The organism is Pseudomonas khavaziana, from assembly GCF_036704165.1.
Taxonomy (GTDB): Bacteria; Pseudomonadota; Gammaproteobacteria; order Pseudomonadales; family Pseudomonadaceae; genus Aquipseudomonas; species Aquipseudomonas khavaziana.
The window spans coordinates 5,352,482-5,378,761 of the sequence record NZ_CP129946.1; the positions used below are offsets into that span (position 1 = coordinate 5,352,482).

A 26,280-nucleotide genomic window follows, 5' to 3' on the forward strand; every position below is an offset into this window, starting at 1 on the left:
CGTCGCCAAATGCTTAGATCAAGCCTTTCTTCTGCTTGTAGTCGCGAACAGCCGCCTTGATGGCGTCTTCCGCAAGCACCGAGCAGTGGATTTTCACTGGCGGCAGGGCCAGTTCTTCGGCCAGCTGGGTGTTGCTGATGGTGACAGCCTCATCCAGGGACTTGCCTTTCATCCACTCGGTCGCCAGGGAACTGGAGGCGATGGCCGAACCGCAGCCATAGGTCTTGAACTTGGCATCTTCGATAATGCCCTGTTCGTTGACCTTGATCTGCAGGCGCATCACATCGCCGCACGCCGGAGCGCCGACCATGCCGGTGCCGACATCAGGGTCTTGCGCGTCCATCTTGCCGACGTTGCGCGGGTTTTCGTAGTGGTCGATGACCTTTTCGCTGTAAGCCATGGTACTGAATCCTCACTCATCAGGGCCGCTCTGGAACCCTGTAGAAACGCCTGCGTTTACCGCCACGTTCCTACAGAGCTTGGGTGGCGGCTTCTATAGTTAGTGTGCCGCCCACTCGATCTTGGAAATGTCGACACCGTCTTTGTACATGTCCCACAGCGGCGACAGAACGCGCAGCTTGTTGACGGCTTCGCAGACTTTCTGCGCGGCGTAGTCGACTTGCTCTTCAGTGGTGAAGCGGCCGAACGTAAAGCGGATCGAGCTGTGAGCCAGTTCGTCGTTGCGGCCCAGGGCGCGCAGTACGTACGAAGGCTCAAGGGACGCCGAGGTGCAGGCCGAACCGGACGATACGGCCAGGTCCTTGAGCGCCATGATCAGCGACTCGCCTTCGACGTAGTTGAAGCTCAAATTCAGGTTGTGCGGCACGCGGGCGGTCATGCTGCCGTTGATGTACAGCTCTTCAAGGTTCTCGACCTGCTTGTAGAAGCGGTCGCTCAACGCCTTGATGCGTACGTTTTCGGCAGCCATGTCTTCCTTGGCTACGCGGAACGCTTCGCCCATGCCGACGATCTGGTGGGTCGCCAGGGTACCGGAACGCATGCCGCGCTCGTGACCACCGCCGTGCATGGTGGCTTCAATGCGCACGCGCGGTTTGCGGCTCACGTACAGCGCGCCGATGCCTTTAGGGCCATAAGTCTTGTGGGCCGAGAACGACATCAGGTCGACTTTCAGCTTGGACAGGTCGATGTCGACCTTGCCGGTGGACTGGGCAGCGTCGACGTGCAGCAACACACCTTTGGAGCGGGTCAGCTCGCCGATGGCCGCGATGTCGTTGATAGTGCCGATTTCATTGTTCACGTGGATCACGGAAACCAGGATGGTGTCTTCACGCATCGCGGCTTCGATCATGGCCGGGGTGACGATACCGTCGGTGGTGGGCTCGAGGTAGGTAACCTCGAAACCTTCACGCTCAAGTTGGCGCATGGTGTCGAGGACAGCCTTGTGCTCAATCTTGGTGGTGATCAGGTGCTTGCCCTTGGTCGCGTAGAAATGCGCCGCGCCCTTGATAGCCAGGTTGTCGGACTCGGTGGCACCGGAGGTCCAGACGATTTCACGCGGGTCGGCATTGACCAGGTCTGCGACCTGGCGACGAGCATTCTCCACCGCTTCCTCAGCCTTCCAGCCGAATACGTGGGAACGGGAGGCCGGGTTGCCGAAGTTTCCGTCGACCAGCAGGCATTCGCTCATTTTTTGCGCGACACGCGGATCAACCGGGGTGGTCGCTGAGTAATCAAGGTAAATCGGCAATTTCATGGACTTTCTCCTAAATCAGGCTGGCTGGCGTGCCGTTAGCTCTGCGGCTGTCACTCGACGGCGGACGCTTCGATCTTGTCCAGGCGCGGCGCCTTGGTGTTGCAACGGCGCTGGTCCTGACGCTGGGCTACTTCTTGCACCTCACGGCGAGTCACAAGATCAGCCAAGCTGATACCACTCAAAAACTCATGGATCTGCAGGCTCAAGTCACACCACAAGTGGTGCGTCAGGCAGGTGTCACCGGCGTGGCAATCACCCAGGCCCTGGCACTTGGTAGCGTCGACGGATTCGTTGACCGCGTCGATTACCTGGGCTACCTGGATGCCCTGCATGTCGCGGGACAATTGATAGCCACCACCTGGACCGCGAACGCTGGAAACCAGGTTGCTGCGGCGCAATTTGGCGAACAGCTGTTCGAGGTAAGACAGGGAAATGCCTTGGCGCTCGGAGATATCGGCCAGGGACACCGGCCCAGTTTGCGCGTGCAAAGCCAGGTCAAGCATGGCGGTCACCGCGTATCGGCCTTTTGTAGTCAGTCTCATGGACAAGGTACCAAGGTGTTTCAGAATGGGAGCAAGTATGCGATTCCCGAGTATTTAAGTCAACTATAAGACCTAGTGCTTTAGTCGGGAATACCCGTAAAAAGGGCGCGCGAATCATAGCAGCATGGGGTGGGATGGACCAGCGGGAACAGGGCCTGGCAGAGATCTCGAGACCAATGGAGATCAAAATGTGGGAGGGGGCTTGCTCCCGATGACTGAATGTCAGTCACTTATCAGCTGGCTGACCCACCGTTATCGGGAGCAAGCCCCCTCCCACAGGGATCTCTGGCGGCCTTGGGACTTCAGCTTGCCTTGGTGGCGGCCTCGTCCTTGATCTCGGCAAAGTCTTCTTCGCGCAACTCAGGCAACTCCTTGGCACAGTAGGGGCTGCCCAGGTCCTTCAGTGCGCCACACATGCCGTCCAACTTGCCATCCACCGCCTGCAGGTGGTCGAGCAATTGACCAATGGCGCGCGCCACCGGGTCGGGCATGTCTTCGCTGACGCCGTAGGCATCGAAGCCGATCTTTTCGGCCATGGCCTTGCGCTTGGCTTCCTGCTCGTCGCCGACTTCCGGCTTGACGATGATGCGGCCCGGAATGCCCACCACGGTGGCGCCAGCAGGTACAGCCTTGGTCACTACGGCATTGGAGCCTACCTTGGCGCCGGCGCCCACGGTAAAGGGCCCCAATACCTTGGCGCCCGCCCCTACCACCACGCCATTTTCCAGGGTCGGGTGGCGCTTGCCTTTATTCCAGGTGGTACCACCCAGGGTCACACCCTGGTAAAGCGTCACGTCATCACCAATCTCGGCGGTCTCGCCAATCACGATGCCCATGCCATGGTCGATGAAGAAGCGGCGACCGACCTTGGCGCCAGGGTGAATCTCGATGCCGGTCAGCCAGCGACCGAAGTTCGACACCAATCGCGCCAGCCATTTCCAGCCCATGCCCCACAACACAGCAGACAGGCGATGGATCCAGATCGCGTGCATGCCCGGGTAGCAGGTCAGCACTTCAAAGGCATTGCGCGCCGCCGGGTCTCGGTGGAAAACGCTCTGGATGTCTTCTCGCAAACGCTCGAACATTGTTAATCCTTCCGTTTAAGAAGCTCGCCACGGGCCGCTTTCTGGGTTTCCGTGAGGATGCCACGCAATATATTCATCTCAGCCCTGCTTATCGAGCTGCGACCGTACAAGCGACGCAGGCGCGCCATTAAATGCCTTGGCTTTTCAGGATCGAGGAATTCGATGGCTACCAGGGTTTGCTCCAGGTGCTCATAGAAGCGCTCCAGTTCGTCCATGGTGGCCAGCTCGCCACTTTTGGTCGACGCGACTTCATCCTTCTCAACCTTGCTCGGCTGGCCTTGAGCAGCCAGCCAGGCCATGCGCACTTCGTAACTCAATACCTGCACCGCCGCCCCGAGATTCAACGAACTGAACTCAGGGTCTGATGGAATGTGCACGTGGTAATGACATCGCTGCAGCTCTTCATTGGTCAGGCCGGAGTCTTCACGGCCGAACACCAGGGCGATCTCAGCGCCACCGGCAGCTTCTTCCACCACCTTGGTGCCGCATTCGCGCGGATCCAGCAGCGGCCAGGGGATGCGTCGGTCACGGGCGCTGGTGCCAAGCACCAGGTTGCAGCCAACCAAGGCATCTTCCAACGTCGCGACAACCTGAGCGCTTTGCAGGATGTCATTGGCGCCGGACGCACGGGCATCGGCCTCGTGGTGCGGGAATACCCGCGGCTCGACCAGCACCAGGCGCGTCAGCCCCATGTTTTTCATGGCTCGCGCCACCCCGCCGATATTGCCGGGATGACTGGTATTGACCAAGACGACACGAATATTTTGCAGCAAGGGAGGCGCTCTCGGACACGGGAAAGGGGAGCAAATCTTACAGAACAGCCTAAGGTTATGCCATGAAAGCTAACGTCGTCCTTCACCTGAAGAAAGTTTCTGCTAGAATGCCCGGCTTTCTTTAACAACCTTAGGTGACACATCCATGCAGCCCATGCTGAATATCGCGCTGCGCGCCGCCCGCAGCGCCAGTGAATTGATCTTCCGCTCCATCGAGCGCCTGGATACCATCAAGGTCGACGAAAAAGACGCCAAGGATTATGTATCCGAGGTGGATCGCGCCGCCGAACAGAAGATCATCGACGCCCTGCGCAAGGCCTACCCTACCCACGGCATCCTCGGTGAAGAAACCGGCCTGCACAAAGGTAGCGGCGAAGGCGAAGACTACCTGTGGATCATCGACCCACTGGATGGCACCACCAACTTCCTGCGCGGCATCCCGCACTTTGCCGTGAGCATCGCCTGCAAATACCGTGGCCGCCTGGAACACGCCGTTGTGCTGGACCCGGTTCGCCAGGAAGAATTCACCGCCAGCCGTGGCCGTGGCGCCCAGTTGAACGGCCGTCGCCTGCGTGTCAGCGGTCGTACCAGCCTGGAAGGCGCCCTGCTGGGCACCGGCTTCCCGTTCCGTGACGACCAGATGGACAACCTGGAAAACTACCTGGGCATGTTCCGCGCCCTGGTTGGCCAGACCGCCGGCATCCGCCGCGCCGGCGCAGCCAGCCTGGACCTGGCTTATGTCGCTGCCGGTCGTTTCGATGCATTCTGGGAATCGGGCCTGTCCGAGTGGGACATGGCTGCAGGCGCCCTGCTGATCCAGGAAGCTGGCGGCCTGGTGAGCGATTTCACCGGCGGTCACGACTTCCTTGAGAAAGGCCACGTGGTTGCCGGCAACACCAAATGCTTCAAGGCAGTACTGACGGCGATCCAGCCGCACCTGCCGGCTTCGCTGAAGCGCTAAGCGAGTGAGCAAAAAAAGCACCCCTAGGGGTGCTTTTTTTATGCCTGGGATTTGTGACAGACCCGTGAATCAGCAGCAATACATATCAAATGTGGGAGGGGGCTTGCCCCCGATGGCGGTGGGTCAGCCAGCTAATCAGGTGCTGACCCACTGCAACCATCGCGGGCAAGCCCCCTCCCACATTTTGAACTGCACCTGGCCTTTGAATCAGTGCCAGGCCCGGTATTACTGCTGGTTCTGACCCAGGATCAGACGCCCTTCCTTATCCACCGGGATCTGGCTGCCTGGATCACGCTCCATACGCACAGTGCCTTCCTTGCCATCCAGGTTGTAACGCACGTCATAGCCAACAACCTTGTCGCTGATGTCATTGACGGTGTTACAGCGGGTTTGCGTAGTGGTGTAGGTATCGCGGTTCTGCATGCCTTCCTGAACCTTGTTACCGGCGTAGCCACCACCGACTGCACCGGCCACGGTGGCCAGTTTCTTACCGTTACCGCCACCGATCTGGTTACCCAGCAGGCCACCTGCAAGGGCACCCACTACGGTACCGGCGATTTGATGTTGATCCTGCACCGGACGCTGCCGGGTCACGGTGACGTCCTTGCAGACCTCACGAGGGGTTTTAATCTGGGTTTTCACCGGCTGCACCGCCAGCACTTGCGCATACTCAGGGCCGCTTTTTACCAGGCTGTAGGTGGCAACAGCGCCCCCGGCAGTCACACCGACAGCACCCAATACTGCACCAACCAGCAACGACTTGTTCACATGAACCTCCTGACCATCACAAGCGGACCGAAACGTCCGCGCTATACCCAGCCTTGGAGCCAAAAAAAAGGCACGAGTTCAATCTCGTGCCTTCTTTGTAACAGCGTATCAACGAACATCCGTCAAGGACGGTCGTCGACCTCCTTGTCGGTAGCAGCAGGAGGGATCAGGTCTTCGCTATTGAGGTTCAGCCAGATCAGCACCACGTTGGCGATGTAGATCGACGAGTAGGTACCCGCCAGAACACCGATGAACAGCGCCAGGGAAAAGCCCCACAGGTTGTCGCCACCGAAGATCATCAGCGCAGCAATCGCCAGCAAAGTGGAGATCGAGGTCGCCATGGTCCGCAGCAGGGTCTGGGTGGTGGATATGTTGATGTTCTCGATCAACGTCGCCTTGCGCAGTACCCGGAAGTTCTCGCGAACCCGGTCGAATACCACGATGGTGTCGTTGAGCGAGTAACCAATGATCGCCAGAACGGCCGCCAATACGGTCAGGTCGAAGGTGATCTGGAAATAGGCCAGGATACCCACGGTCACGATCACGTCGTGGATCAGCGACACAATGGCGCCGACACCGAACTTCCACTGAAAACGGAAGGCCAGGTAGATCATGATGCCGACCAGCGCCATCAGCATGCCGAGGCCGCCCTGGTCGCGCAGTTCTTCACCGACCTGCGGGCCCACGAACTCAACGCGCTTGACCGATGCCGGGTTGTCGCCGCCGACCTTCTGCAAGGCCTCGGCTACCTGATGACCCAGTTGCGGGTCTTCGCCAGGCATACGCACCAGCAGGTCGGTGGTCGCACCGAAGCTCTGCACGACGGCTTCGTGATAGCCAGCCTTGACCAGCTCGTCGCGCACCAGGGTAACGTCGGCCGGCTTCTCGTAGGTCAGCTCGATGAGCGTACCGCCGGTGAAGTCCAGGCCGTAGTTCAGGCCCTTATGGAACCAGCTGAACAACGCCAGAACGGTAAGGAGCGCAGTGACGCCGAACGCAATGTTGCGAACGCCCATGAAGTTGATTGTACGTAACATGGCAGCCCCTTAAATCCACAACTTCTTGAAGTCACGCCCGCCAAAGATCAGGTTGACCATTGCGCGGGTCACCATGATGGCCGTGAACATCGAGGTAAAGATACCGAGGGACATGGTCACCGCAAAACCTTTGACGGGGCCTGTGCCCATGGCAAAGAGAATCCCGCCGACCAACAGGGTAGTCAGGTTGGAGTCGAGAATCGCGGTAAATGCCCGGCCGAAGCCTTCGTTGATTGCACGTTGTACGGTCATGCCCGCCGCGATCTCTTCACGGATACGCGAGAAGATCAGCACGTTGGCGTCGACCGCCATACCCATGGTGAGGACGATACCGGCGATACCCGGCAGGGTCAGGGTAGCGCCCAGCAGCGACATCAGGGCCAGCAGCATCACCATGTTACCCGCCAGGGCGACGGTGGCGATGACGCCGAAGAAGCGGTAGATGGCGATGATGAACAGCGACACGAACAGCATGCCCCACAGCGCCGCATCGACACCCTTGGTGATGTTGTCGGCACCCAGGCTCGGGCCGATGGTCCGTTCTTCAGCGAAATACATCGGCGCCGCCAGGCCACCGGCACGCAGCAGCAGCGCCAGCTCGGAAGACTCGCCCTGGCCGTTCAGGCCAGTGATGCGGAATTGAGCACCCAGCGGCGACTGGATGGTCGCCAGGCTGATGATCTTCTTCTCTTCCTTAAAGGTCTGTACCGGCACGTCTTTTTCGACGCCGTTGACCATCTGCTTGGTGTAGGTGGTGACCGGGCGCTGCTCGATGAAGATCACCGCCATGCTGCGACCGACGTTGCTGCGCGTGGCGCGGCTCATCAGTTCGCCACCGTGGCCATCCAGGCGGATGTTCACTTCAGGGGTGCCGTGCTCGCCGAAACCGGCCTTGGCATCGGTCACCTGGTCACCCGTGATGATCAGGCCACGCTCGATAAGTGCTGGAGGACGGTTGCCTTCGCGGAACTCGAACTCTTCGGAGGTCGCACGGGTGGCACCCGGCTCAGCCGCAAGGCGGAATTCCAGGTTGGCGGTCTTACCCAGAATACGCTTGGCTTCAGCGGTGTCCTGCACGCCCGGCAGCTCAACCACGATGCGGTTGGCGCCTTGACGCTGCACGATCGGCTCGGCCACACCCAGCTCGTTGACGCGGTTACGTACCGTGGTCAAGTTCTGCTTGATGGAGTATTCGCGGATTTCGGCAATCTTGGCCGGGCTCATCGCCAGGCGCAGTACCGCCTGGCCATTCAGGTCGGCTGGTACGATGTCGAAATCATTGAAATTCTTGCGGATCAGCGCACGGGCCTGTTCGCGAGAGGCTTCGTCAGCAAAGCCCAACTGGATGGCACCGTTGAGCTGCGGCAGGCTGCGATAACGCAATTTCTCTTTGCGCAGCAGGCTCTTCACGTCGCCTTCGTAGACTTTCAGGCGCGCATCGAGGGCCTTGTCCATGTCCACTTCCAGCAGGAAGTGCACACCACCGGACAAGTCCAGACCCAGCTTCATCGGGTGCGCGCCAATGCTGCGCAGCCATTGTGGCGTGGTCTGTGCCAGGTTCAACGCAACGACGTAGTCGTCACCCATGACCTTGCGCACGACATCTTTAGCCGGCAACTGGTCTTCTTGCTTGGTCAGGCGCAACAAGCCGCCTTTGGAACCAGCCGCCAAGGTTGCCGCTTTAACCTGGATACCCGCGTCGTTGAGCGCTTTGCTCGCACGTTCCAGGTCAGCCTGATTGACCTGCAGCGAAGTGCTGGCGCCAGAGATCTGGATCGCAGGGTCATCAGGATAGAGATTGGGAGCGGAATAAATAAAACCGATCGCCAGCACCGCCAGGATCAGTACGTATTTCCACAGAGGGTATTTGTTCAGCATCACGCCGCCCGCTTATAACGCGGGGCGCCTTGCGCGCCCCGTCGATTGGTAAAGGTTGTTACTCAGATCGCTTTGAGCGTGCCTTTAGGCAGCGTGGCGGCGATGGCGCCCTTCTGGAACTTCATTTCCACGGTATCGGAGACTTCCAGTACCACGAAAGCGTCGGAAACCTTGGTGATCTTGCCGGCGATACCGCCAGTGGTCACGACTTCGTCGCCTTTCTGCAGGCTGCCCAGCAGGTTTTTCTGCTCTTTGGCGCGCTTGGCCTGTGGGCGCCAGATCATCAGGTAGAAGATGACCAGGAAGCCGACCAGGAAAATCCACTCGAAACCACCGCCCATAGGGCCGGCAGCAGCAGGCGCAGCGGCGTCAGCCATGGCGTTAGAGATAAAAAAGCTCATTTAGCACTCCAGTTGCAAATAGTGAATCTTAGGGTCGGGAAACTCAGTCCAAGGGCGGCACAGGGAGCCCGCGCTTGGCATAGAAGGCATCGACGAAGGCGGCCAATGTACCCTGTTGAATAGCCTCGCGCAAACCAGCCATCAGGACTTGGTAGTGACGCAAATTGTGGATGGTATTCAACATGCTACCCAGCATTTCCCCGCATTTGTCCAAGTGATGCAGATAAGCACGGGAGAAGTTCTGGCAGGTGTAGCAGTCACAGGTGGGATCGAGCGGCGAATCATCATGGCGATGGAACGCGTTACGGATCTTCAGCACGCCTGTATCGATGAACAGATGCCCATTGCGGGCATTACGGGTTGGCATCACGCAATCGAACATGTCCACACCGCGGCGCACACCCTCTACGAGATCTTCCGGTTTGCCAACGCCCATAAGGTAACGAGGTTTGTCAGCGGGCATCAGGCCCGGCAGGTAATCGAGCACCTTGATCATTTCATGCTTGGGCTCGCCCACCGACAGACCACCAATGGCCAGGCCGTCGAAGCCGATCTTGTCGAGGCCTTCCAGCGAGCGCTTGCGCAGGCTTTCATGCATGCCGCCCTGGACGATACCGAACAGCGCCGCGGTATTGTCGCCATGGGCGTTCTTCGAACGCTGGGCCCAACGCAGCGACAGCTCCATGGAGATGCGTGCCACGTCTTCATCGGCCGGGTACGGCGTGCACTCGTCGAAAATCATCACAATGTCGGAGCCCAGGTCACGTTGCACCTGCATCGACTCTTCCGGGCCCATGAACACCTTGGCGCCGTCCACCGGCGAGGCGAAGGTCACACCCTCCTCCTTGATCTTGCGCATGGCGCCCAGGCTGAACACCTGGAAACCGCCTGAGTCGGTGAGGATCGGGCCTTGCCACTTCATGAAGTCATGCAGGTCGCCATGCTTCTTAATCACTTCCGTACCCGGGCGCAGCCACAGGTGGAAGGTATTGCCGAGGATGATCTCGGCGCCCGTGGCGACGATGTCACGGGGCAGCATGCCCTTGACGGTGCCGTAGGTACCGACCGGCATGAAAGCCGGGGTCTCTACAGTGCCGCGCGGGAAGGTCAGACGACCGCGACGGGCCTTGCCGTCGGTAGCCAGCAGTTCAAACGACATACGACTCATAAGTTGTCCTCAGGGCCGCGCGGCGCCGGGTTACGGGTGATAAACATCGCATCACCGTAGCTGAAAAAACGGTACTCGTTGGCGATGGCCGCTTGATAAGCCGCCATGGTTTCCGGGTAACCGGCAAATGCCGACACCAGCATCAACAGCGTGGATTCCGGCAAATGGAAATTGGTGACCAGGCAATCGACCACATGGAATGGCCGACCCGGGAAAATAAAGATGTCAGTGTCGCCGCTGAACGGCTTGAGCACCCCATCACGCGCCGCACTCTCAAGCGACCGTACGCTGGTAGTGCCCACCGCCACCACTCGCCCACCGCGCGCCTTGCACGCGTTAACCGCGTCCACGACGTCCTGGCTAACTTCCAGCCATTCGCTGTGCATATGGTGGTCTTCGATGTTCTCCACACGCACCGGCTGAAACGTACCGGCCCCCACGTGCAGGGTCACATAAGCGGTCTCGACGCCCTTGGCGGCAATCGCATCCAGCAGCGGCTGGTCGAAATGCAGGCCGGCCGTCGGTGCTGCAACCGCACCGAGACGCTGGGAGTACACCGTCTGATAGCGCTCGCGGTCCGAGTCTTCGTCGGGGCGATCTATATAAGGAGGCAACGGCATATGACCGACACGTTCCAACAGCGGCAACACTTCCTCGGCGAACTTGAGCTCGAACAAGGCATCGTGGCGCGCCACCATTTCGGCTTCGCCACCGCCATCGATCAACAGGCTCGAGCCCGGTTTCGGCGACTTGCTGGAGCGCACATGGGCCAGCACGCGATGACTGTCCAGCACCCGTTCCACCAGGATTTCCAGCTTGCCGCCGGAGGCTTTCTGGCCAAACAGCCGCGCCGGAATCACCCGGGTATTGTTGAAAACCATCAAATCGCCTGGGCGCAAATGCTCAAGCAAATCAGTGAATTGACGGTGTGCGAGGGCACCGCTCGGCCCGTCCAGGGTCAGCAGTCGACTGGCGCGACGCTCGGCCAAAGGGTGGCGAGCGATCAGCGAATCAGGGAGCTCAAAAGTAAAGTCAGCAACGCGCATGATGGGGTTCGTCTAGCAGGGCCGGGAAGTCTAGCGGAAATAGTCAAAATTGACCATGAAACGTGATTGACCAACGGTAATCTCATCTCTATACTTCGCCGCCATTGAGCCCTGATGGCGGAATTGGTAGACGCGGCGGATTCAAAATCCGTTTTCGAAAGAAGTGGGAGTTCGATTCTCCCTCGGGGCACCATCTTAAAGAAAGACCTTGAAATTCAAGGTCTTTTTTTTCGCCTGTAGAAAAGTGACCGGCATGGCAGTGGAGGTAGCGGGACCATGGAATTGACGCTTGAAGCAGTTGCACTGTTTGCCCTGAAACTGGTGCATGAAACCGAGGACGGCAGCCCGCTGCTGCGCGATGACCCGGCGATGGATGGGTATGAACGCGAGGTGTTTGGGTTGCTGGTGCGCCAGGGTGATCTGGCGGGGATTCAGTTAAAGCTTGATCAGTGCCTGACGTTAGCGCTCGACTCTCTGGGCGGTGCCCACACCGTGATGGGACGCGAGCTGCAGCGGCTTACGCGGGACGTGCTTCAAGCTGCGACCCTCCAAGCACTCAATGCTCCGCTCCAGGCACTCAAGGATTACCTAAAAGCCATCCTGTAACGCGCACCTAGCGCCGCCCCTCCACCGCCATCCGCACCGCCAACCCCATCAACACCGACCCCATCACCCAGCGCTGCAGCACCTGCCAGCCTGGCCGGGTGACGAAGAACACCGCGATGGAACCCGCCATGCAGGCAATCACCGCATTGACGCTCACGCTGATAAAAATCTGCAGGGAGCCCAACACCAGGGATTGCATCAGCACACTGGCATGACCATTCGGATCGATGAACTGCGGCAACAGCGACAAATACATCACCGCTACTTTGGGATTGAGCAGGTTGGTGACCAGGCCCATGGTGAACAGTTTGCGCGGGCTGTCCTTGGGCAAATCCCGCACCTGGAACGGCGAACGCCCACCCGGCTTGACCGCCTGCCAGGCCAGGTACATCAGGTACAGCGCGCCGCCGAGCCGCAGCGCGTCGTAGGCAAAGGGCACTGCCATCACCAATGCGGTGATACCCAGTGCCGCGCAAACCATATACACCACAAACCCCAGCGCCACCCCGCCCAGGGAAATCAACCCGGCGGGGCGGCCCTGGCAGATCGAGCGGGAGATCAGGTAGATCATGTTCGGCCCGGGCGTCAGCACCATGCCGAGTGAAATCAGGCCATAGGCAAGCAAGTTGGACATATCGGGCATCGTTTCGCTCCTGGATTTTTATTCTGCCAGCGTGAAATCCTTCGCCAACGCTGTAGTGTTACGCGCAATGCTAGGGCCTTGAAGGGCCGGGCGTTAGATACAGATCCGCGAACAAAACGTCATACACAGGCGGCCCCACTGAACCCAGGACAGGCACATGATCGACTTCAACAACAAAGGCTTCTTCAAGCTCAAACAAAACAACGAATACGCCGAGCGCGTATCGGCCTTGCTGCTCGACGGCGAAGAAGTGGTCGACGCCTACAAAGCCATGCGTGACGGCGTGGTATTTACCACCAAGCGCATCATTGCGGTGAACGTGCAGGGGATTACCGGCAGCAAGAAGGACTTCACGTCGTTGCCGTATAAAAATATCGTGGCGTATTCGGTGGAAACGTCCGGGACGTTTGATCTGGATTCGGAATTGGAGATTTACTTTTCCTCACTGGGGAAGGTGAGGTTTGAGTTCACCGGCAAGACCTCGATTGTGGAAATATCGCGGTTGATTTCCAAGCATCTGCTGGGCTGATCAACACAAGGAGGCTTGCCCGCGACAGCGGTGAATCAGTGACTGGATCGGATACTGATACTCTGCCATCGGGGGCAAGCCCCCTACCACATTTTGATCGCGCTGTATCAGCTGAATACGCATGCGAGGCCGCTCACTTGGGCTGGAATGTCTCCAGGTACGCCAAGATGTTTTCAATCTTCTCCTGATCGCTGATCCCCCAGAAAATCATCCGCGTCCCACTCACCACCTTCTTCGGCGCTTCGATATAGGCGGCAAGCTTGTCCCGCGTCCATACCACCCCGGAATTTTTCATCGCATCCGAATATTGATAGTCGGTGGTTGTCCCCGCAGGCCGGCCAATGATGCCGTTAAGCTGGGGCCCGAAACCACCGCGGGCGCCTTCGCCGACGCTATGGCAGCCACCGCAGGTCTTGGTGAAGAGTTTGCCGCCCGCCTCCGCGTCGCCGGCGGCGAAGGCAGAGCTGGCGGCAAGGGTCAGGACGAGGGTGAACAGGGCGTACTTCATTGAGGGCTCCACTTCGGCTATTACCGCCGATTATGCCTGTTTAAGCGGGCATCCTCCCAACCGTTCAATCAGGCGCGTCCGATAACCCCACGCCAGTAGCAACCGCGTCAAATGACCACCCATCGTTTAAAAAACATCCAATCGAACCTATATGCACGCCCCCCACTCCACCCTACTGAACCCCTGATGGTGGAGTAAGGATCATGGCTCAGCCATCGATTTTGGTATTGGAAGACGACGAGATCATTCGTTCGTTGATGGTGGATGTGCTGGAGGAATTCGGGGCGCATGTGACGTCGTTCCCTTCGGCGGATGACGGTATGATTTTCCTGGAGCGCGATGATGAGCAGGTGGACCTGATTGTCAGCGATATCCAGATGCCCGGGCTGTTGAACGGCTATGACTTGAGCAGGGTGGTGGCGCATCGTTGGCCCTCTATCCAGGTGCTGTTGACGTCCGGTAATACGTCGCTGGCGTCTGAGTTGGGTGGCAGAGTCAGGTTTTTACCCAAGCCCTGGAGCACTGAGCGTCTGCTGGAGTGTGTGGAGTCGGCGTTGACCCAGCAGGGTGCGTCCATGCATTGATAGCGTTGCGACATCGCTCAAACCGAACTTCCGGTCAGGCGAAGGGGTCATTAGCCATGCATGGAGCGACTTTTCGGATCTGACGGTCAGCCTTTTCGCTCTGTGCGCTCAGCTGACGGCCATGAGTTGTGTAGAATCGTTGCCGACTTTTACCCGTCATGGATGGCTGACAAGCCCACAGTTCGAGCTCATTGAATGCATTCACAGGCCCATGACATTGGTGCGCCCCCATTGCTGGAAGCCTTGCGCACAGGCACGGGCTTGCTGCACGTAGCACTGGAAAAGCGCCTGCCGTTTTTCTCTGCGAGCCTGGATGTCGATTGGTACCGACGTTTACTTCAAGCGTATTACGGGTTTTACAGACCAATAGAATCAGCGCTGTACGACAGTGACTTGATCCCTGATGGCTTCGACTGCGTGTTGCGTGCGAAAACCCCGACACTGGTCAGTGACCTCCACGCCCTGGGCCTGGATGACCATGGGATCAACGCCCTGCCCCGCTGCATCCATCTCCCAGACTTGGACACCCCGGCGGCCTGCCTGGGCGCACTCTATGTGCTGGAAGGCGCGACCCTCGGCGGCCAGGTGCTGCGCCGGGAAATGTCCCTGCGCCTGGACGTGGGCGCCGACAACGGCGGCGCGTTTCTCAATGTATACGGCGCCCAGACTGGTCGGCGCTGGAAGGACTTTCTCGATTACCTGGGCCGTTTGCCGCTGGATGCACTCGCCAAACAGCACGCGGTGAACGCGGCCCGTTCGACATTCAGCGGCTTTGAGCAATGGCTCGACAGCCAGAAGGTACTGCTATGAAACCCGAAGATTTTGAAGAGCTGCTTGCCAACTGTGCTGACGAGCCCATCCGCTTTCCGGGGGCGATCCAGCCCCACGGTGTGCTGCTGACCTTATCGGAGCCCGGCCTGGAGATCATTCAGGTGAGTGCCAACGTCGGCACCTTGTTCGGCCACGCGCCTGAGACCCTGTTGAATCAGCCGTTGCACACGCTGATTGGCGACGAGCATGCCCAGGCTGTGCAAACCATGGCTGCCAACAATACGTTTTTCGATGCCCCACCCCTGCACGTCACCTTCAAAGGTGCTCCATTCGAGGGTCTGCTGCATCGCCATCAGGATGTGTTGGTACTGGAGTTCGAACCACGGCTTGAGAACTTCAAGCCACAGGCACGCAATGGCCGCACCAGTGACTTGGGCAAGATGCTGCAACGCCTGCAATCGGCCAAGACCCTGCAGGCGCTGTATGCCATCAGCGTGAATGAAATCCAGGCCATGACCGGCTACGACCGGGTGCTGATCTATCGCTTCGAAGAAGAAGGCCATGGCCAGGTGATTGCCGAAGCGTCGGCACCGTCCATGGAGTTGTTCAACGGGCTGTTCTTCCCCGCGTCCGACATCCCAGAACAAGCCCGCGAGCTGTATCGCACCAACTGGCTACGCATTATCCCGAATGCGTCCTACGAACCGGTGCCGCTGCTGCCCAAGTTGCGCCCGGATACCGGGCAGCCCTTGGACCTGAGCTTTGCCACCCTGCGCAGTGTCTCGCCGATCCACTGCCAGTACATGCAGAACATGGGTGTGCTGTCGTCCATGAGCATCTCGCTGATGAAGGGCGACAAACTCTGGGGGCTGATCAGCTGCGGCAACCGCGAACCGCTGCTGGTGCCTAACGACCTGCGTATGACCTGCCAAACCATAGGTCAAATACTGTCGTTGCAGATCAGTGCCATGGAAGCCTTGGAGCTGAGTCGCCAGCGCGAAGAGAAAATCGCAACCCTGGCGCTGCTCGATCAGGCCATGAAGGCCAACGACGGCAATGTGTTCGACAGCCTGGCCCACCACGGCAAAAAACTGATGGACCTGACCCTCTCCGGCGGCGTGGCGATCATCGAAGACAAACAATTGCACCGCTACGGCAACTGCCCGGAACCGGCGCAGATCCGCGCATTGCACAAATGGTTGCAGGCGAGCGGCGAGCCGGTGTTTTCCAGCCATCACCTGGCCTCGGTGTACCCGCCTGCCGCCGAGTACCAGGCCGTCGCCAGCGGCGTGCTCGCCATGAGCCTGCCCAAGCCTGTGGATAACGGTGTGCTGTGGTTCCGCCCCGAGGTGAAAGAGAACATCAACTGGAGTGGCGATCCGAAAAAGCCGTTGAACCTGGAAACTTCCGACGCTGGCCTGCGCCTTCGCCCACGCACGTCGTTTGAAATCTGGAAGGTGGAAATGGCCGGCATCTCCACCAAGTGGAGCCATGGCGATCTGTTTGCCGCCAACGACCTGCGCCGCTCGGCCCTGGAAAACGACCTGTCGCGCCAGGTGCTGCGCGAACAGCAAGCGGTGCGCGCCCGTGATGAATTGGTCGCGGTGGTTTCCCACGACCTGCGCAACCCGATGACCGTCATCTCTATGCTCTGCGGCATGATGCAAAAAGCTTTCAGTTCCGAGGGCCCACACACCTCACGGCGGATTTCCTCGGCCATCGACACCATGCAACAGGCCGCTGGACGCATGAATGTGTTGCTGGAGGATTTGCTCGACACTTCGAAAATCGAGGCCGGGCGCTATGTGGTCAAGCCGGTGGCACTGGATGTCAGCCAGATTTTTGAAGAGGCGTATTCACTGCTTGCACCACTGGCCACGGAAAAAGCTATCGACCTGTCGTTCAATGCCGAGCCTGGCCTGCAGATCAATGCCGACCCGGAACGCTTGTTCCAGGTACTGTCGAACCTGATCGGCAACGCAATCAAGTTCACGCCTCGCCAGGGCAACATCGGTATCAGCGCCATGAGCAACGGCGAAGAGATCGTATTCTCGGTGCGTGACTCCGGTGAAGGCATTGCCCCTGAGCAACTGCCCCATGTGTTTGAACGCTATTGGACCCAGACGGAAAACAACCCTACCGGCAGCGGGTTGGGGCTGTATATCACCCAAGGTATCGTCCACGCCCACGGCGGCAGGATCGAAGCTGAGAGCGAATTAGGCCGGGGCAGTGAGTTCCGGTTTACCGTACCGAAGGTGACCGCTGACGCAAACAGTTGACTCATACGCTGGCAGGGGTCTCCATCCCCCCTGCTGGCTTACTTACAAGAACAGACAACAGTTAAGTAAAGGTCCGCAAATAACAACGAGCCTCACATTAACCGGGCATTGATTAATCAGCCCATTAAATAAAAATAGAAAGCAAATATCACTTCGCAGACCACAAATAGAAACACAGCATTTCTCGCAAAACAAGTTAAACCCCGCTAGCTTGAATTCCGCATTGTTACAGGGAAGAACATGCTATTTAACCCCAGTTATTCATAGTGAGGTCTAATATGTTCAACTCCATCCTTTTTAACGCCTTTAACGTTTACAGCCTCCCACCCTCCTACACTCCAGACATTCAAGTCACTCAACCCAGCGAGCAGGTTGACGCTCGCTCCAAACGCAGTCTCGATCACCTCGCGCCGCAAACTTCAATCATTGATAATGCACAAGGTGAAGACAGAGCTCGCAAAAAAAGAGGGGGTGGTTTGGACAGCCTTGGCAGGGGCAACATTCTTTAAATAACACTTAAACCATGCAACCAATCTTAAACCATGCAACCAATAAAGAAGCAGCAGCACTTGGGTGCGCGACTGCTTCTTTATTAACCACAACAAAAAAGTATGTCCATTCTACTTTTATTGACGAAACGCCGACATTCTCTGCGTTATCCTGAGCACTTGTCCCTTAATTTGAGCCTTTCGTTTCATGCCTGAGATGCAGACGCTTCCCCCCGTACTCGCCGGCCCCTTATTGCGCCGCCTTGAACCCAAGCGTCTGGTGCTATGGCTGGTTGCGAGCCGGGAACTGACGCTGGTACTGAGGATCGAGCCAGCCCAGGCGGCGAAGCAGTACATTCACCTCGACACACATTGTCAGGTCGTTCCCGTCGGACGCCACGCTTTTATCTACCTGATCGACGTCGCACTGAGTCAGGCCCTGCCCCAAGACACAGTCATCGACTACGACCTGCTGGTCGACGGCATCAGCATCGCAGAATGGGCACCCCACTTGCTGTATGCCGATGCGACGATGCCGAGCTTCGTACTGCACAGCCGCATCCACCAGTTGGTGCATGGCTCCTGCCGCAAGCCCCATCACCGTGCCGACGAAGGCTTGTTGTGCGTCGACCGCCTGCTGGCGGATGCCCGTACACCGCTCGAACGCCCGGCCCTGCTTATGATGAGTGGTGACCAGGTCTACGCCGACGATGTCGCGGGTCCCATGCTACGGGCGATTCATGGGCTGATCGCGCACCTGGGCCTGTTCGACGAATACCTGGAAGGTGCCGTGGTGACCGACAGCACCACTCTCTACGGCCATTGCGCCAGTTACTACCATCGCGCGGACCTGCTCCCTGCGCTGGATAGTAACGAGACCTTGCGCGAACGCTTTTTCGGCGGCGTGAAAAAACCGATCTTCACCAGCAGCACTGCCGACAACCACCTGGTGACCTTTGCCGAAGTGATCGCCATGTATCTGCTGGCCTGGTCACCGACGCCGTGGACGTTGATCAGGCCGCAACCGCCGCAACTGAGCCCCCAAGAACAACAGCGTTATGCCCGCGAGCAGGTGCAGATCGACCTGTTCTGCAGCGGTCTACCTGGAGTCGCCCGAGTGTTCGCTCACCTGTCGACGCTGATGATCTTCGACGATCACGACATTACCGACGACTGGAACCTCAGCGCCCAATGGGAAGAAACCGCCTACGGCCATCCCTTCTCCAAACGCATCATCGGCAATGCGTTGCTGGCGTACCTGTTATGCCAAGGCTGGGGCAACCAACCGCAGGTATTTGGCGAACTGGTGAGCCAAACCCAGACCCTGGCCAGCCAGGCGCAAAACAACCACCTGGACGCGACAAAGCAGGATGAGTTGCTTGCCACGCTGCTGAAATTCCAACACTGGCACTACGTATTGCCCAGCACCCCCGCCCTTGTGGTCCTCGACACCCGCACACGGCGCTGGCGCAGCGAGTTCACCCTCAAGCAACCCTCCGGCCTGCTGGACTGGGAAGCCTTGAGCGAACTGCAACAAGAACTGCTTGACCACCCGTCGGCCATTATCGTTTCGCCCGCGCCGATTTTTGGCGTAAAGCTGATCGAGACCGTACAAAAAATCTTCAGCTGGTGCGGCTTTCCTCTGCTGGTAGACGCTGAAAACTGGATGGCCCACCGTGGCGCCGCCCAGGTGATCTTGAATATCTTCCGCCACTCGCGCACCCCAGGTAACTACGTGATCCTCTCCGGCGACGTGCATTACTCGTTCGTGTACCAGGTGCTGATCCGCCATCGCAACGGCGGCCCGAGTATCTGGCAAATCACCAGCAGCGGCATCAAGAACGAGTTCCCGCCACGCCTGCTGGAATGGTTCGACCGTCTCAACCGCTGGCTCTACTCCCCGCGCTCGCCACTCAACTGGTTTACCCGTCGTCGTACCATGCAGGTGGTGCCGCACATTCCGGAGCATGCCGAGGCGGGGGAGCGTTTGTGGAATTCGGCGGGCATTGGCCAGGTGTTTTTCAACGAGCAGGGCCAGCCAGAGGCGATTTACCAGCACAACGCCAATGGGAAAGCTCGGACAAAAATGACAGCCCCCGAACCATAGCCTATTGCCACTAGCCAAAAGCAGCACACCCGCCCTATTCAAAGCGCGCAGGCTGCGATGTACAGTAGCGCAGCCACGGAGTATCGGCGACAACAATGACTGGCCTTAAGCCAGCCCTCGCAGGAAGCGCGATGATGGACGATACATCCGACAACGAACCACTACGCAATGACATATCCGGCCTTAACGCTGACTTGTTGCACGCCATCATGGAACTGGTCAGTGACGGGATCTGGGACTGGAACGCCAATACCGGCTTCGTCTACCGCAACCCCGGCTGGTACGAAATGCTTGGCTACTCCCGCCACTCCCTGGAAAACACCGTGTTCACCTGGGAGAACGTGATCCACCCCGAGGATTACCCCCACGTGATGGCGATGTTTGACGACTACATCAGCCAACGCTCGCCCCATTACCGGGCTGAATACCGCTGCCGAAAAGAAGATGGCACCTATCTCTGGATCGAGGACTGCGGCTACATCATTGCCCGTAACCCCGACCACTCCGTGGCCCGCATGGTGGGCGCACACCGCAATATCCATACGCGCAAATGCTCCATCGAACAGTTGCAAAGGCGCAACAAATCCCTTGAGGCACTGGTGGCGGAACGCACCCTGGAGCTGTCGCGGGTCAATCAACAACTGCAATTGCAACTGGATGAAAACCGCTCCCTGGCCGAGCGGGACGCGCTGACGCGCATTGCCAACCGTTATCGCCTGGAAAAAGTGCTGCTGGAAGAGTGTGATCGTGCTGAACGCTTCCGCCTGCCCCTGGCGCTGGTGGCGATGGATATCGATGATTTCAAGCCGATCAATGACCACCACGGCCACGGTGTCGGCGACCAGACGCTGATACGGGTAGTCGAAAGCCTGGAAACCTGCATACGTACCAGCGACTTGCTGGCCCGATGGGGTGGCGATGAATTTATGGTCGTACTGCCCAAAAGCACCCTGGAGATGGCCAAGGAACTGGCCGAAAGGATTCGCCATACGATCAAACACGCACCCACCGTAGGCGGCTTCAACGTCACCCTGAGCCTGGGTGTGGTAGAGCGGCGCATGGGCGAGTCGCCGGCTGCCCTGATGGCGCGGGCCGATCAAGCGCTATATCGGTCAAAGGCGGCGGGCAAGGACGGGGTTTCGGAATAATGCAGGCAACCGCTCCTTCCGATTTGGAATGACCCGGCGACTTTATTTCGTTTGCGGCAAGACCAGGCGCGCGGCTTAGATAAAACACGCCCGCCCTTGCCGAGTCCCGCATTCATGAGCCACGCCACCATCAGCCAATCCATTTCCATCGTTCACCCCATCAGCCTCAGCCACGGTAAAAACGCCGAGGTCTGGGATACGACGGGCAAGCGCTATATCGATTTTGTCGGCGGTATCGGTGTACTCAACCTGGGCCATTGCCACCCGGCCATAGTGGCGGCGATTTGCGAGCAGGCGACCAAGCTGACCCACTACGCGTTCAACGCCGCGCCGCACACGCCCTACATCGAGCTGATGGAACGCCTGACGGCCTTTATCCCAGTGAGTTACCCGGTCAACGGCATGCTCACCAACAGCGGCGCGGAAGCCGCGGAAAATGCCTTGAAGATCGTGCGTGGCGCCACCGGGCGTACGGCGGTGATCGCCTTTGACGGCGCCTTCCACGGCCGCACCCTGGCGACCCTCAACCTCAATGGCAAGGTGGCACCCTACAAGCAGAAGGTCGGGGCACTGCCCGGCACTGTGTATCACCTGCCCTACCCCAGTGCCGACAACGGCGTGTCCGGTGCCGAAGCGTTGAAGGCCATGGACCGCCTGTTCAGTGTGGAAATCGACGTCAACGATGTGGCCTGTTTCATTATCGAGCCGGTGCAGGGCGAAGGCGGCTTCCTCGCCCTGGATATTCAGTTCGCCCAGGCCCTGCGTCGCTTCTGCGATGAGCACGGCATCCTGCTGATCATCGACGAAATCCAGTCCGGATTTGGCCGCACCGGCCAGCGTTTTGCCTTCCCGCGCCTGGGCATCGAACCGGATCTGTTGCTGCTCGGCAAGAGCATCGCCGGCGGCGTGCCGCTGGGCGCGGTGGTCGGGCGCAAGGCGCTGATGGATAACCTGCCCAAAGGTGGCCTGGGTGGCACGTACTCCGGCAACCCCATCGCCTGTGCGGCGGCATTGGCCACTGTTGAGGCGATGACCGATGAACATCTGCAGGCGTGGGGATCACAACAGGAAACCGCGATCGTCAGCCGTTATAACACCTGGCGTTCGCAACAACTGTCGCCCTACCTGGGTCGCCTTACCGGCGTCGGCGCCATGCGCGGCATTGAGCTGGCCCATGCCGACGGCACGCCCGCGCCCAAGCAATTGGCCCAATTGCTGGGTCTGGCGCGAGAGGCCGGCTTGCTGTTGATGCCCAGCGGCAAGTCGCGGCACATCGTGCGCTTGCTGGCACCGTTGACCATTGAGCCGGTAGTGCTGGAGGAGGGCCTGGATATTCTCCAGGCGTGTCTCGCACGACTGGATGAATAGCACGCATGCCAAGGCAGGGCCCGGATGGTGGTAGTACAGGCATTGATGCGCCGCTATCAGCACTGAAAGTATTCACCCGCCCGAACCTGCCTTGACCTGATCCCTCTCCCCGCCGAAAATGCCCGACGTTTTTTGTCTCCCCCGCTTACTACGCAGTGAAATTTTAATGTCCGATTCCTACACCGCAGAATCCGCCGAAGAATCCGTAGCCGCCTTGCAATCCAAAGCCGAATACGAAAACGCCATCAATCTTTCACAACATGTGCCAGCGGCCAAGATCATCAGCGAGATGGTGCTGGACGCGTTTCACACCTCCAAGGAAAGCGACCAGATCCGCGAGTTGCGCGTTGCCATCCGCCAGGCCCACGACGCCTTCGACGATGACAAAGCCTATGACCTGATGGGCCAGCTCAAGCAATTGAAAGACGCCGAAGCCGCTGATAACGCTGCCCTGGAAAACCTGAGCAGCCAGTTCTCCATCAGCCGTATCCTGTCCTGCTTCAAGGACGACCCAGAGTTCCAGGAACTGGTGTACGGCCTGGCCCTCAAGGTGCTGAACCAGTCGCACCAGGCCATCAGCAACCCGAGCGCCGGCAAGGGCAAGGCCGCGCGCGCCAAGAAAGACACCGAAGTATTTGTGATCAGCAAGGATGGCATCAGCGTCACCCTGCCGCTGCGCACCCCGCGCTCCAAACTCAATGTGGATCGCGAAGCACTGGAATTCCTGGGCTTTACCTTTGTCGGCGAAGGCAGCGAGGCGGAGCTGGAACGCGAAACCTTCGTCGACAACAGCGGCGTGGAGCAGCCGGTCACGCGCAAGAGCATCGTCACCGCGCTGCAACAGCAAAGCGCCTTTGAAGGTTACGCCATCGCCGCCCAATAAGCGGATGTGCGGCAAGGCGTAGCGCCATGCGTTACGTCTGTTGCCGCCTACACCTCCATGTTCTGCAACTGCGCAGAGCGTTTCATCACCTCCACGCTGACCCTCCTCGGTCATTCAACCCGCACGAGAATGAAGCGTGTCCGGCAGACCTGCCCGGGCTGCGGGTAACACACTGGTGCCTAGGCCCGCGCCACCTGCGCCGCGAAGACCTGGCGAAAGCGTTCCATCTCCTGCTGGTTGCCCACCGTTACCCGTAGCCACTGCGGCCAGTTCTGCCACACCCGCCCGACCAGTACATTCTGGGCCGCCAGCCGCTCGACCACCTGTTCTGCCGGTTGCTTCACGTCAATCATGAAGCAATTGCTCTGGGAGGCCGTGCAGGCAAAACCCCGGTCCTTGAGCCAAGCGATCGTCTCATCGCGCAACCTGGCATTGAGCGCTTTGCGTTGGCCCACCAGTTGGGCTTCTTCCAGGCTGGCAGTCGCGCCCAACAAGCTGGCGCCAGCCGGGACGTTATCGCCGCCGAACACGGCCAGCCGTTCCAACAGTGCCGGATGACCGATTGCCAGGCCCAGGCGTGCACCGGCCATACCATAGATTTTCGAGAAGGTGCGCAGCACCAGCAGGTCATCGTGGTCGTTGGTCCAACTCACGCAACTGGGTGCGTCGCAGAAATCTATGTAGGCCTCGTCTACCACCAGCACACTGCCCTTGGGTTTGCTCACAAAGGCTTGGCGGATAGCTTCAGTCGGGGTGAGGGTGCCGGTCGGGTTGTTGGGGTTGCACAGGTACAGCATGCCGGCGCGAGGGTCGGCCTTGAGCATGGCCTGCACATCATGGGCATGCTGCGTGTCGAGGTCCACTTCATGCACAGGCGCTTTGTTTGACTCGGCCGCCTGGCGCGGGACTTCGTAGGACGGTGTCGCCATCACCAAGCCTTGGTTTTGACTGGTGAACGCCAGCACCGCATAACGCAGGGCCGCCATCGAGCCGGCAAATACCGCGACGTTTTCTTCAGCAATCCCCTGTTGCCGGGCAAACAACTCGGCCAGTGCGTACATGTGCGGGTAAGGATAGCGTCCGGACATTGCGATCGCCCGCTGCATCGCCGCACGGGCGGCGTCTGAAGGGCCGTAAGGGCTTTCGTTGTAGTTGAGCAGCACCTTGTCAGATGACGTCGGCAGCGGGCTGGCGAGTGCCCAATCCAGATGCCCCAGCACGGGCAAGGCGGCTCCCAGGGCGAGAAGCGATCGACGGTTGATACTGACCATGGCTACTACTCCTTGTAGAGGCGCGAGAAATTCGCACCGGGTCATATTCAAGAGTATGACGAAATAACCGTTGCCTGATTTAACGTCACACCGTATCCGTGCACTCAGCACTTTATTGTTATGCCAGGCCCATGCAACACTTCCATTGCCGTGAACCTGAAAGAACAGGTTCTGCCGGACATGGACTGACGACTAAATGGAAGTGGTGAGCACTTGATACACAGACGGGAAAAAACCGAGCACTTGAAGAGCAACATCAAGTACTTGATCAAGAGCCGTGGCGAAACCCAGCTTTCGTTAAGCAATGCCGCCGGGCTGACCAGGACGACTATCTACAACATCCTGGGAGGCAAGGTCCTCAACGTACAGCAGTCGACCATTCGCAAGATCTCTGACTTCTTCGGCGTTTCGTATGAGGAAATCGAGACTATTAATTTTGAAGCCAAGGAAATCATCGAGAACAATGTCTCGCCGCTGGGCAATATGAACCCGGCGGCAGTACCTGTGCTCAAGGAAAGCCTGCTTATGCAGAACCTGGGCAAGCGTGTGGGCGAATTGGTCACGCTTTACCCGCTGACCTACTACTTCGGCACGTCCTGCAACTTGATCGGCGTGCGCCTGGAACACGCGATTCCCGGCATCAATGAAGTGGGCGACTTGTTGATCGTACAGAAAGGTTCATCGAGCGACGATAAAGAGAAACTGGTGTACGACCGTGCGACCAAAAAGCTGTTTATCACCCTGGAGCCCTGTGCCCATTCAGACCGTTTATGTGTCATCGGCGACATTCTTGAGGAGCGCTTCCATGACCACGCATGAAGGGTTCATTGAAAACAGCAGGTACAAATTGCTGGGCTTTGAAAATGACAAGCGCCTGGCGGTGATCATGGTGCTTGCCACGGGCAAGATCATCAAGATCAAACTGAGTGAAGTGCTCAACAGCGAGATCATGGATGACTTCAATAGAATGGAAGTCAAGAACGTCTACAAGAAGTTCTATGCCCAGGGAGGCACACTCACTGCCTACGATATAAACGATCGCAATGAAAACTCCTGGATGATCTACATCATCTTGAACTTGCTGCTGTTCACGTTTTATATCTTTACCAGCATTGCCGCGACCAAGCCGATCTATCTGGAGTCCATGGGCATCATCGTGACGCCGGGCACGTTCCTGTACCCGCTGACCTTTTTGATCGTGGACCTGCTTAACGAGAATTTCGGCCTGCGCCTGGCACGACGGGCAATTCTGTTTGCGTTTGCCAGCAACGCGATGATCATCGTCCTGTTGTATGGCTCGACCTTCCTGCCGGGGTTGCCGGGCTGGAAACTGGACGGGCCGTATACCGACGTAATCCTGCAGGTGTCGTCGGTGCTGGTGGCCTCTTCGGTGTCGTTCCTGGTGTCGGAGAATATAAACTCCTACCTGCTATGCAAGATCAAGGAACTGACCAACTCCAAGTACCTGTACCTGCGGATTTTCCTCAGTACATTTTTTGCGGTCATTATCGACAGCTTCCTGTTTTGCTTTATTGCCTTCTACGGCGCCATGGAGACCCACGACATCCTGGGCATGATTTATGTGCAGATCGCGATCAAAGTCGGCTTTGCGTTCTTCAATATCCTGCCTGCGTATGGGGCACGCTCGTTGTTCAAGCGCTACCTGGCGACTTGAACCCATTGCCGTGTAGGAGCGAGCTTGCTCGCGAAAAACGTCAACGA

The 26,280-nt window shown here is 58.6% G+C and carries 26 protein-coding genes and 1 tRNA gene; 13 read left to right on the forward strand and 14 right to left on the reverse strand.

From position 1 onward, the window contains the following. Positions 1–13 precede the first annotated feature (13 nt). The 5 genes from iscU to trmJ form a co-directional block, all read right to left on the reverse strand. A complete protein-coding gene (gene iscU / locus QYQ93_RS23975) occupies positions 14–400 on the reverse strand; it encodes a Fe-S cluster assembly scaffold IscU (RefSeq protein ID WP_043046816.1) in 387 nt (128 codons plus the stop codon). 99 nt (positions 401–499) lie between these two features. Continuing rightward, a complete protein-coding gene (locus tag QYQ93_RS23980) occupies positions 500–1,714 on the reverse strand; it encodes an IscS subfamily cysteine desulfurase (RefSeq protein ID WP_003194019.1) in 1,215 nt (404 codons plus the stop codon). Between the two features lie 50 nt (positions 1,715–1,764). After that, positions 1,765–2,256, reverse strand: a complete 492-nt coding sequence (iscR, locus tag QYQ93_RS23985) for a Fe-S cluster assembly transcriptional regulator IscR (RefSeq protein WP_003194020.1) — start codon at positions 2,254–2,256, stop codon at positions 1,765–1,767. Positions 2,257–2,558: 302 nt separating this feature from the next. Continuing rightward, entirely contained in the window at positions 2,559–3,341 is a 783-nt protein-coding gene (gene cysE, locus QYQ93_RS23990; RefSeq protein WP_338475608.1) for a serine O-acetyltransferase, read from the reverse strand. 2 nt (positions 3,342–3,343) lie between these two features. Beyond that, a complete protein-coding gene (gene trmJ, locus QYQ93_RS23995; RefSeq protein ID WP_338475609.1) occupies positions 3,344–4,114 on the reverse strand; it encodes a tRNA (cytosine(32)/uridine(32)-2'-O)-methyltransferase TrmJ in 771 nt (256 codons plus the stop codon). 145 nt (positions 4,115–4,259) lie between these two features. Here trmJ and suhB point away from each other — a divergent pair, with 145 nt between their 5' ends. Next, the gene (gene suhB / locus QYQ93_RS24000) at positions 4,260–5,075 is read left to right on the forward strand and encodes an inositol-phosphate phosphatase (protein ID WP_005791195.1); all 816 of its coding nucleotides are present in this window, start codon (positions 4,260–4,262) and stop codon (positions 5,073–5,075) included. Between the two features lie 225 nt (positions 5,076–5,300). Here suhB and QYQ93_RS24005 read toward each other — a convergent pair whose 3' ends face one another. The 6 genes from QYQ93_RS24005 to queA all read right to left on the reverse strand — a co-directional run bounded on the left by QYQ93_RS24005 (position 5,301) and on the right by queA (position 11,373). Beyond that, complete coding sequence (locus QYQ93_RS24005) at positions 5,301–5,843, reverse strand: glycine zipper 2TM domain-containing protein (RefSeq protein ID WP_003194023.1); 543 nt, start codon at positions 5,841–5,843, stop codon at positions 5,301–5,303. 122 nt (positions 5,844–5,965) lie between these two features. Further along, complete coding sequence (gene secF / locus QYQ93_RS24010; RefSeq protein ID WP_217881839.1) at positions 5,966–6,880, reverse strand: protein translocase subunit SecF; 915 nt, start codon at positions 6,878–6,880, stop codon at positions 5,966–5,968. A gap of 9 nt (positions 6,881–6,889) precedes the next feature. Continuing rightward, a complete protein-coding gene (gene secD, locus QYQ93_RS24015) occupies positions 6,890–8,758 on the reverse strand; it encodes a protein translocase subunit SecD (RefSeq protein WP_043046811.1) in 1,869 nt (622 codons plus the stop codon). Between the two features lie 62 nt (positions 8,759–8,820). Further along, positions 8,821–9,159, reverse strand: a complete 339-nt coding sequence (gene yajC, locus QYQ93_RS24020) for a preprotein translocase subunit YajC (protein ID WP_003175975.1) — start codon at positions 9,157–9,159, stop codon at positions 8,821–8,823. Positions 9,160–9,202: 43 nt separating this feature from the next. After that, positions 9,203–10,318, reverse strand: a complete 1,116-nt coding sequence (gene tgt / locus QYQ93_RS24025) for a tRNA guanosine(34) transglycosylase Tgt (protein ID WP_032803964.1) — start codon at positions 10,316–10,318, stop codon at positions 9,203–9,205. Between the two features lie 5 nt (positions 10,319–10,323). Then, positions 10,324–11,373 carry a tRNA preQ1(34) S-adenosylmethionine ribosyltransferase-isomerase QueA gene (gene queA / locus QYQ93_RS24030; protein WP_043046810.1) on the reverse strand — a complete coding sequence of 350 codons (1,050 nt, stop codon included), beginning with the start codon at positions 11,371–11,373 and terminating at the stop codon, positions 10,324–10,326. Positions 11,374–11,481: 108 nt separating this feature from the next. Between queA and QYQ93_RS24035 the strand changes: the two genes are divergently transcribed. Beyond that, a tRNA-Leu gene (locus tag QYQ93_RS24035) sits at positions 11,482–11,566 on the forward strand. 83 nt (positions 11,567–11,649) lie between these two features. After that, complete coding sequence (locus QYQ93_RS24040; RefSeq protein WP_338475611.1) at positions 11,650–11,979, forward strand: hypothetical protein; 330 nt, start codon at positions 11,650–11,652, stop codon at positions 11,977–11,979. Between the two features lie 7 nt (positions 11,980–11,986). Here the strand turns inward: QYQ93_RS24040 and QYQ93_RS24045 are convergent, their stop codons facing one another. Next, a complete protein-coding gene (locus QYQ93_RS24045) occupies positions 11,987–12,622 on the reverse strand; it encodes a LysE family translocator (protein ID WP_338475612.1) in 636 nt (211 codons plus the stop codon). A 157-nt stretch (positions 12,623–12,779) separates the two neighbouring features. On the opposite strand from QYQ93_RS24045, the gene QYQ93_RS24050 reads away from it, so the two are divergent. Next, positions 12,780–13,151, forward strand: coding sequence for a PH domain-containing protein (locus QYQ93_RS24050; RefSeq protein ID WP_043046807.1), 372 nt, complete (start codon positions 12,780–12,782; stop codon positions 13,149–13,151). 133 nt (positions 13,152–13,284) lie between these two features. Here the strand turns inward: QYQ93_RS24050 and QYQ93_RS24055 are convergent, their stop codons facing one another. Then, on the reverse strand, positions 13,285–13,659 hold the full coding sequence (locus QYQ93_RS24055; RefSeq protein WP_338475614.1) for a cytochrome c family protein: 375 nt from the start codon (positions 13,657–13,659) through the stop codon (positions 13,285–13,287). 203 nt (positions 13,660–13,862) lie between these two features. Here QYQ93_RS24055 and QYQ93_RS24060 point away from each other — a divergent pair, with 203 nt between their 5' ends. The 7 genes from QYQ93_RS24060 to QYQ93_RS24090 all read left to right on the forward strand — a co-directional run bounded on the left by QYQ93_RS24060 (position 13,863) and on the right by QYQ93_RS24090 (position 23,287). After that, positions 13,863–14,243, forward strand: coding sequence for a response regulator (locus tag QYQ93_RS24060; protein WP_046069458.1), 381 nt, complete (start codon positions 13,863–13,865; stop codon positions 14,241–14,243). A 195-nt stretch (positions 14,244–14,438) separates the two neighbouring features. Next, entirely contained in the window at positions 14,439–15,053 is a 615-nt protein-coding gene (locus QYQ93_RS24065; protein WP_043046804.1) for a biliverdin-producing heme oxygenase, read from the forward strand. Then, a complete protein-coding gene (locus tag QYQ93_RS24070; RefSeq protein ID WP_338475617.1) occupies positions 15,050–17,293 on the forward strand; it encodes an ATP-binding protein in 2,244 nt (747 codons plus the stop codon). Before QYQ93_RS24065 ends, QYQ93_RS24070 begins: the two co-directional genes overlap by 4 nt. A 696-nt stretch (positions 17,294–17,989) precedes the next feature. Then, the gene (locus QYQ93_RS24075; protein ID WP_338475618.1) at positions 17,990–19,888 is read left to right on the forward strand and encodes an alkaline phosphatase D family protein; all 1,899 of its coding nucleotides are present in this window, start codon (positions 17,990–17,992) and stop codon (positions 19,886–19,888) included. 134 nt (positions 19,889–20,022) lie between these two features. Beyond that, positions 20,023–21,036 (forward strand): diguanylate cyclase domain-containing protein, encoded by a 1,014-nt coding sequence (locus QYQ93_RS24080; protein ID WP_338475619.1) that lies wholly within the window; start codon positions 20,023–20,025, stop codon positions 21,034–21,036. A gap of 114 nt (positions 21,037–21,150) precedes the next feature. After that, positions 21,151–22,404: a 2-aminoadipate transaminase gene (locus QYQ93_RS24085; protein WP_338475620.1), complete on the forward strand. Its 1,254-nt coding sequence runs from the start codon at positions 21,151–21,153 to the stop codon at positions 22,402–22,404. A 166-nt stretch (positions 22,405–22,570) separates the two neighbouring features. Next, positions 22,571–23,287 (forward strand): hypothetical protein, encoded by a 717-nt coding sequence (locus QYQ93_RS24090; RefSeq protein ID WP_043046800.1) that lies wholly within the window; start codon positions 22,571–22,573, stop codon positions 23,285–23,287. Positions 23,288–23,466: 179 nt separating this feature from the next. Here QYQ93_RS24090 and QYQ93_RS24095 read toward each other — a convergent pair whose 3' ends face one another. Further along, complete coding sequence (locus tag QYQ93_RS24095) at positions 23,467–24,558, reverse strand: pyridoxal phosphate-dependent aminotransferase (RefSeq protein ID WP_338475621.1); 1,092 nt, start codon at positions 24,556–24,558, stop codon at positions 23,467–23,469. A 213-nt stretch (positions 24,559–24,771) separates the two neighbouring features. On the opposite strand from QYQ93_RS24095, the gene QYQ93_RS24100 reads away from it, so the two are divergent. Continuing rightward, entirely contained in the window at positions 24,772–25,377 is a 606-nt protein-coding gene (locus QYQ93_RS24100) for a helix-turn-helix transcriptional regulator (protein WP_338475622.1), read from the forward strand. Further along, positions 25,364–26,233, forward strand: a complete 870-nt coding sequence (locus tag QYQ93_RS24105) for a queuosine precursor transporter (RefSeq protein WP_338475623.1) — start codon at positions 25,364–25,366, stop codon at positions 26,231–26,233. Before QYQ93_RS24100 ends, QYQ93_RS24105 begins: the two co-directional genes overlap by 14 nt. The last annotated feature ends 47 nt before the right edge of the window (positions 26,234–26,280 follow it).

Excerpts from the sequence above, each read along its gene's own strand:
- iscU (WP_043046816.1), bottom strand. The coding sequence starts at position 400 with ATGGCTTACAGCGAAAAGGTCATCGACCACTACGAAAACCCGCGCAAC.
- QYQ93_RS23980 (WP_003194019.1), bottom strand. The coding sequence starts at position 1,714 with ATGAAATTGCCGATTTACCTTGATTACTCAGCGACCACCCCGGTTGAT.
- iscR (WP_003194020.1), bottom strand. The coding sequence starts at position 2,256 with ATGAGACTGACTACAAAAGGCCGATACGCGGTGACCGCCATGCTTGAC.
- cysE (WP_338475608.1), bottom strand. The coding sequence starts at position 3,341 with ATGTTCGAGCGTTTGCGAGAAGACATCCAGAGCGTTTTCCACCGAGAC.
- suhB (WP_005791195.1), top strand. The coding sequence starts at position 4,260 with ATGCAGCCCATGCTGAATATCGCGCTGCGCGCCGCCCGCAGCGCCAGT.
- secF (WP_217881839.1), bottom strand. The coding sequence starts at position 6,880 with ATGTTACGTACAATCAACTTCATGGGCGTTCGCAACATTGCGTTCGGC.
- secD (WP_043046811.1), bottom strand. The coding sequence starts at position 8,758 with ATGCTGAACAAATACCCTCTGTGGAAATACGTACTGATCCTGGCGGTG.
- yajC (WP_003175975.1), bottom strand. The coding sequence starts at position 9,159 with ATGAGCTTTTTTATCTCTAACGCCATGGCTGACGCCGCTGCGCCTGCT.
- tgt (WP_032803964.1), bottom strand. The coding sequence starts at position 10,318 with ATGTCGTTTGAACTGCTGGCTACCGACGGCAAGGCCCGTCGCGGTCGT.
- queA (WP_043046810.1), bottom strand. The coding sequence starts at position 11,373 with ATGCGCGTTGCTGACTTTACTTTTGAGCTCCCTGATTCGCTGATCGCT.
- QYQ93_RS24040 (WP_338475611.1), top strand. The coding sequence starts at position 11,650 with ATGGAATTGACGCTTGAAGCAGTTGCACTGTTTGCCCTGAAACTGGTG.
- QYQ93_RS24045 (WP_338475612.1), bottom strand. The coding sequence starts at position 12,622 with ATGCCCGATATGTCCAACTTGCTTGCCTATGGCCTGATTTCACTCGGC.
- QYQ93_RS24050 (WP_043046807.1), top strand. The coding sequence starts at position 12,780 with ATGATCGACTTCAACAACAAAGGCTTCTTCAAGCTCAAACAAAACAAC.
- QYQ93_RS24055 (WP_338475614.1), bottom strand. The coding sequence starts at position 13,659 with ATGAAGTACGCCCTGTTCACCCTCGTCCTGACCCTTGCCGCCAGCTCT.
- QYQ93_RS24060 (WP_046069458.1), top strand. The coding sequence starts at position 13,863 with ATGGCTCAGCCATCGATTTTGGTATTGGAAGACGACGAGATCATTCGT.
- QYQ93_RS24065 (WP_043046804.1), top strand. The coding sequence starts at position 14,439 with ATGCATTCACAGGCCCATGACATTGGTGCGCCCCCATTGCTGGAAGCC.
- QYQ93_RS24070 (WP_338475617.1), top strand. The coding sequence starts at position 15,050 with ATGAAACCCGAAGATTTTGAAGAGCTGCTTGCCAACTGTGCTGACGAG.
- QYQ93_RS24075 (WP_338475618.1), top strand. The coding sequence starts at position 17,990 with ATGCCTGAGATGCAGACGCTTCCCCCCGTACTCGCCGGCCCCTTATTG.
- QYQ93_RS24080 (WP_338475619.1), top strand. The coding sequence starts at position 20,023 with ATGGACGATACATCCGACAACGAACCACTACGCAATGACATATCCGGC.
- QYQ93_RS24085 (WP_338475620.1), top strand. The coding sequence starts at position 21,151 with ATGAGCCACGCCACCATCAGCCAATCCATTTCCATCGTTCACCCCATC.
- QYQ93_RS24090 (WP_043046800.1), top strand. The coding sequence starts at position 22,571 with ATGTCCGATTCCTACACCGCAGAATCCGCCGAAGAATCCGTAGCCGCC.
- QYQ93_RS24095 (WP_338475621.1), bottom strand. The coding sequence starts at position 24,558 with ATGGTCAGTATCAACCGTCGATCGCTTCTCGCCCTGGGAGCCGCCTTG.
- QYQ93_RS24105 (WP_338475623.1), top strand. The coding sequence starts at position 25,364 with ATGACCACGCATGAAGGGTTCATTGAAAACAGCAGGTACAAATTGCTG.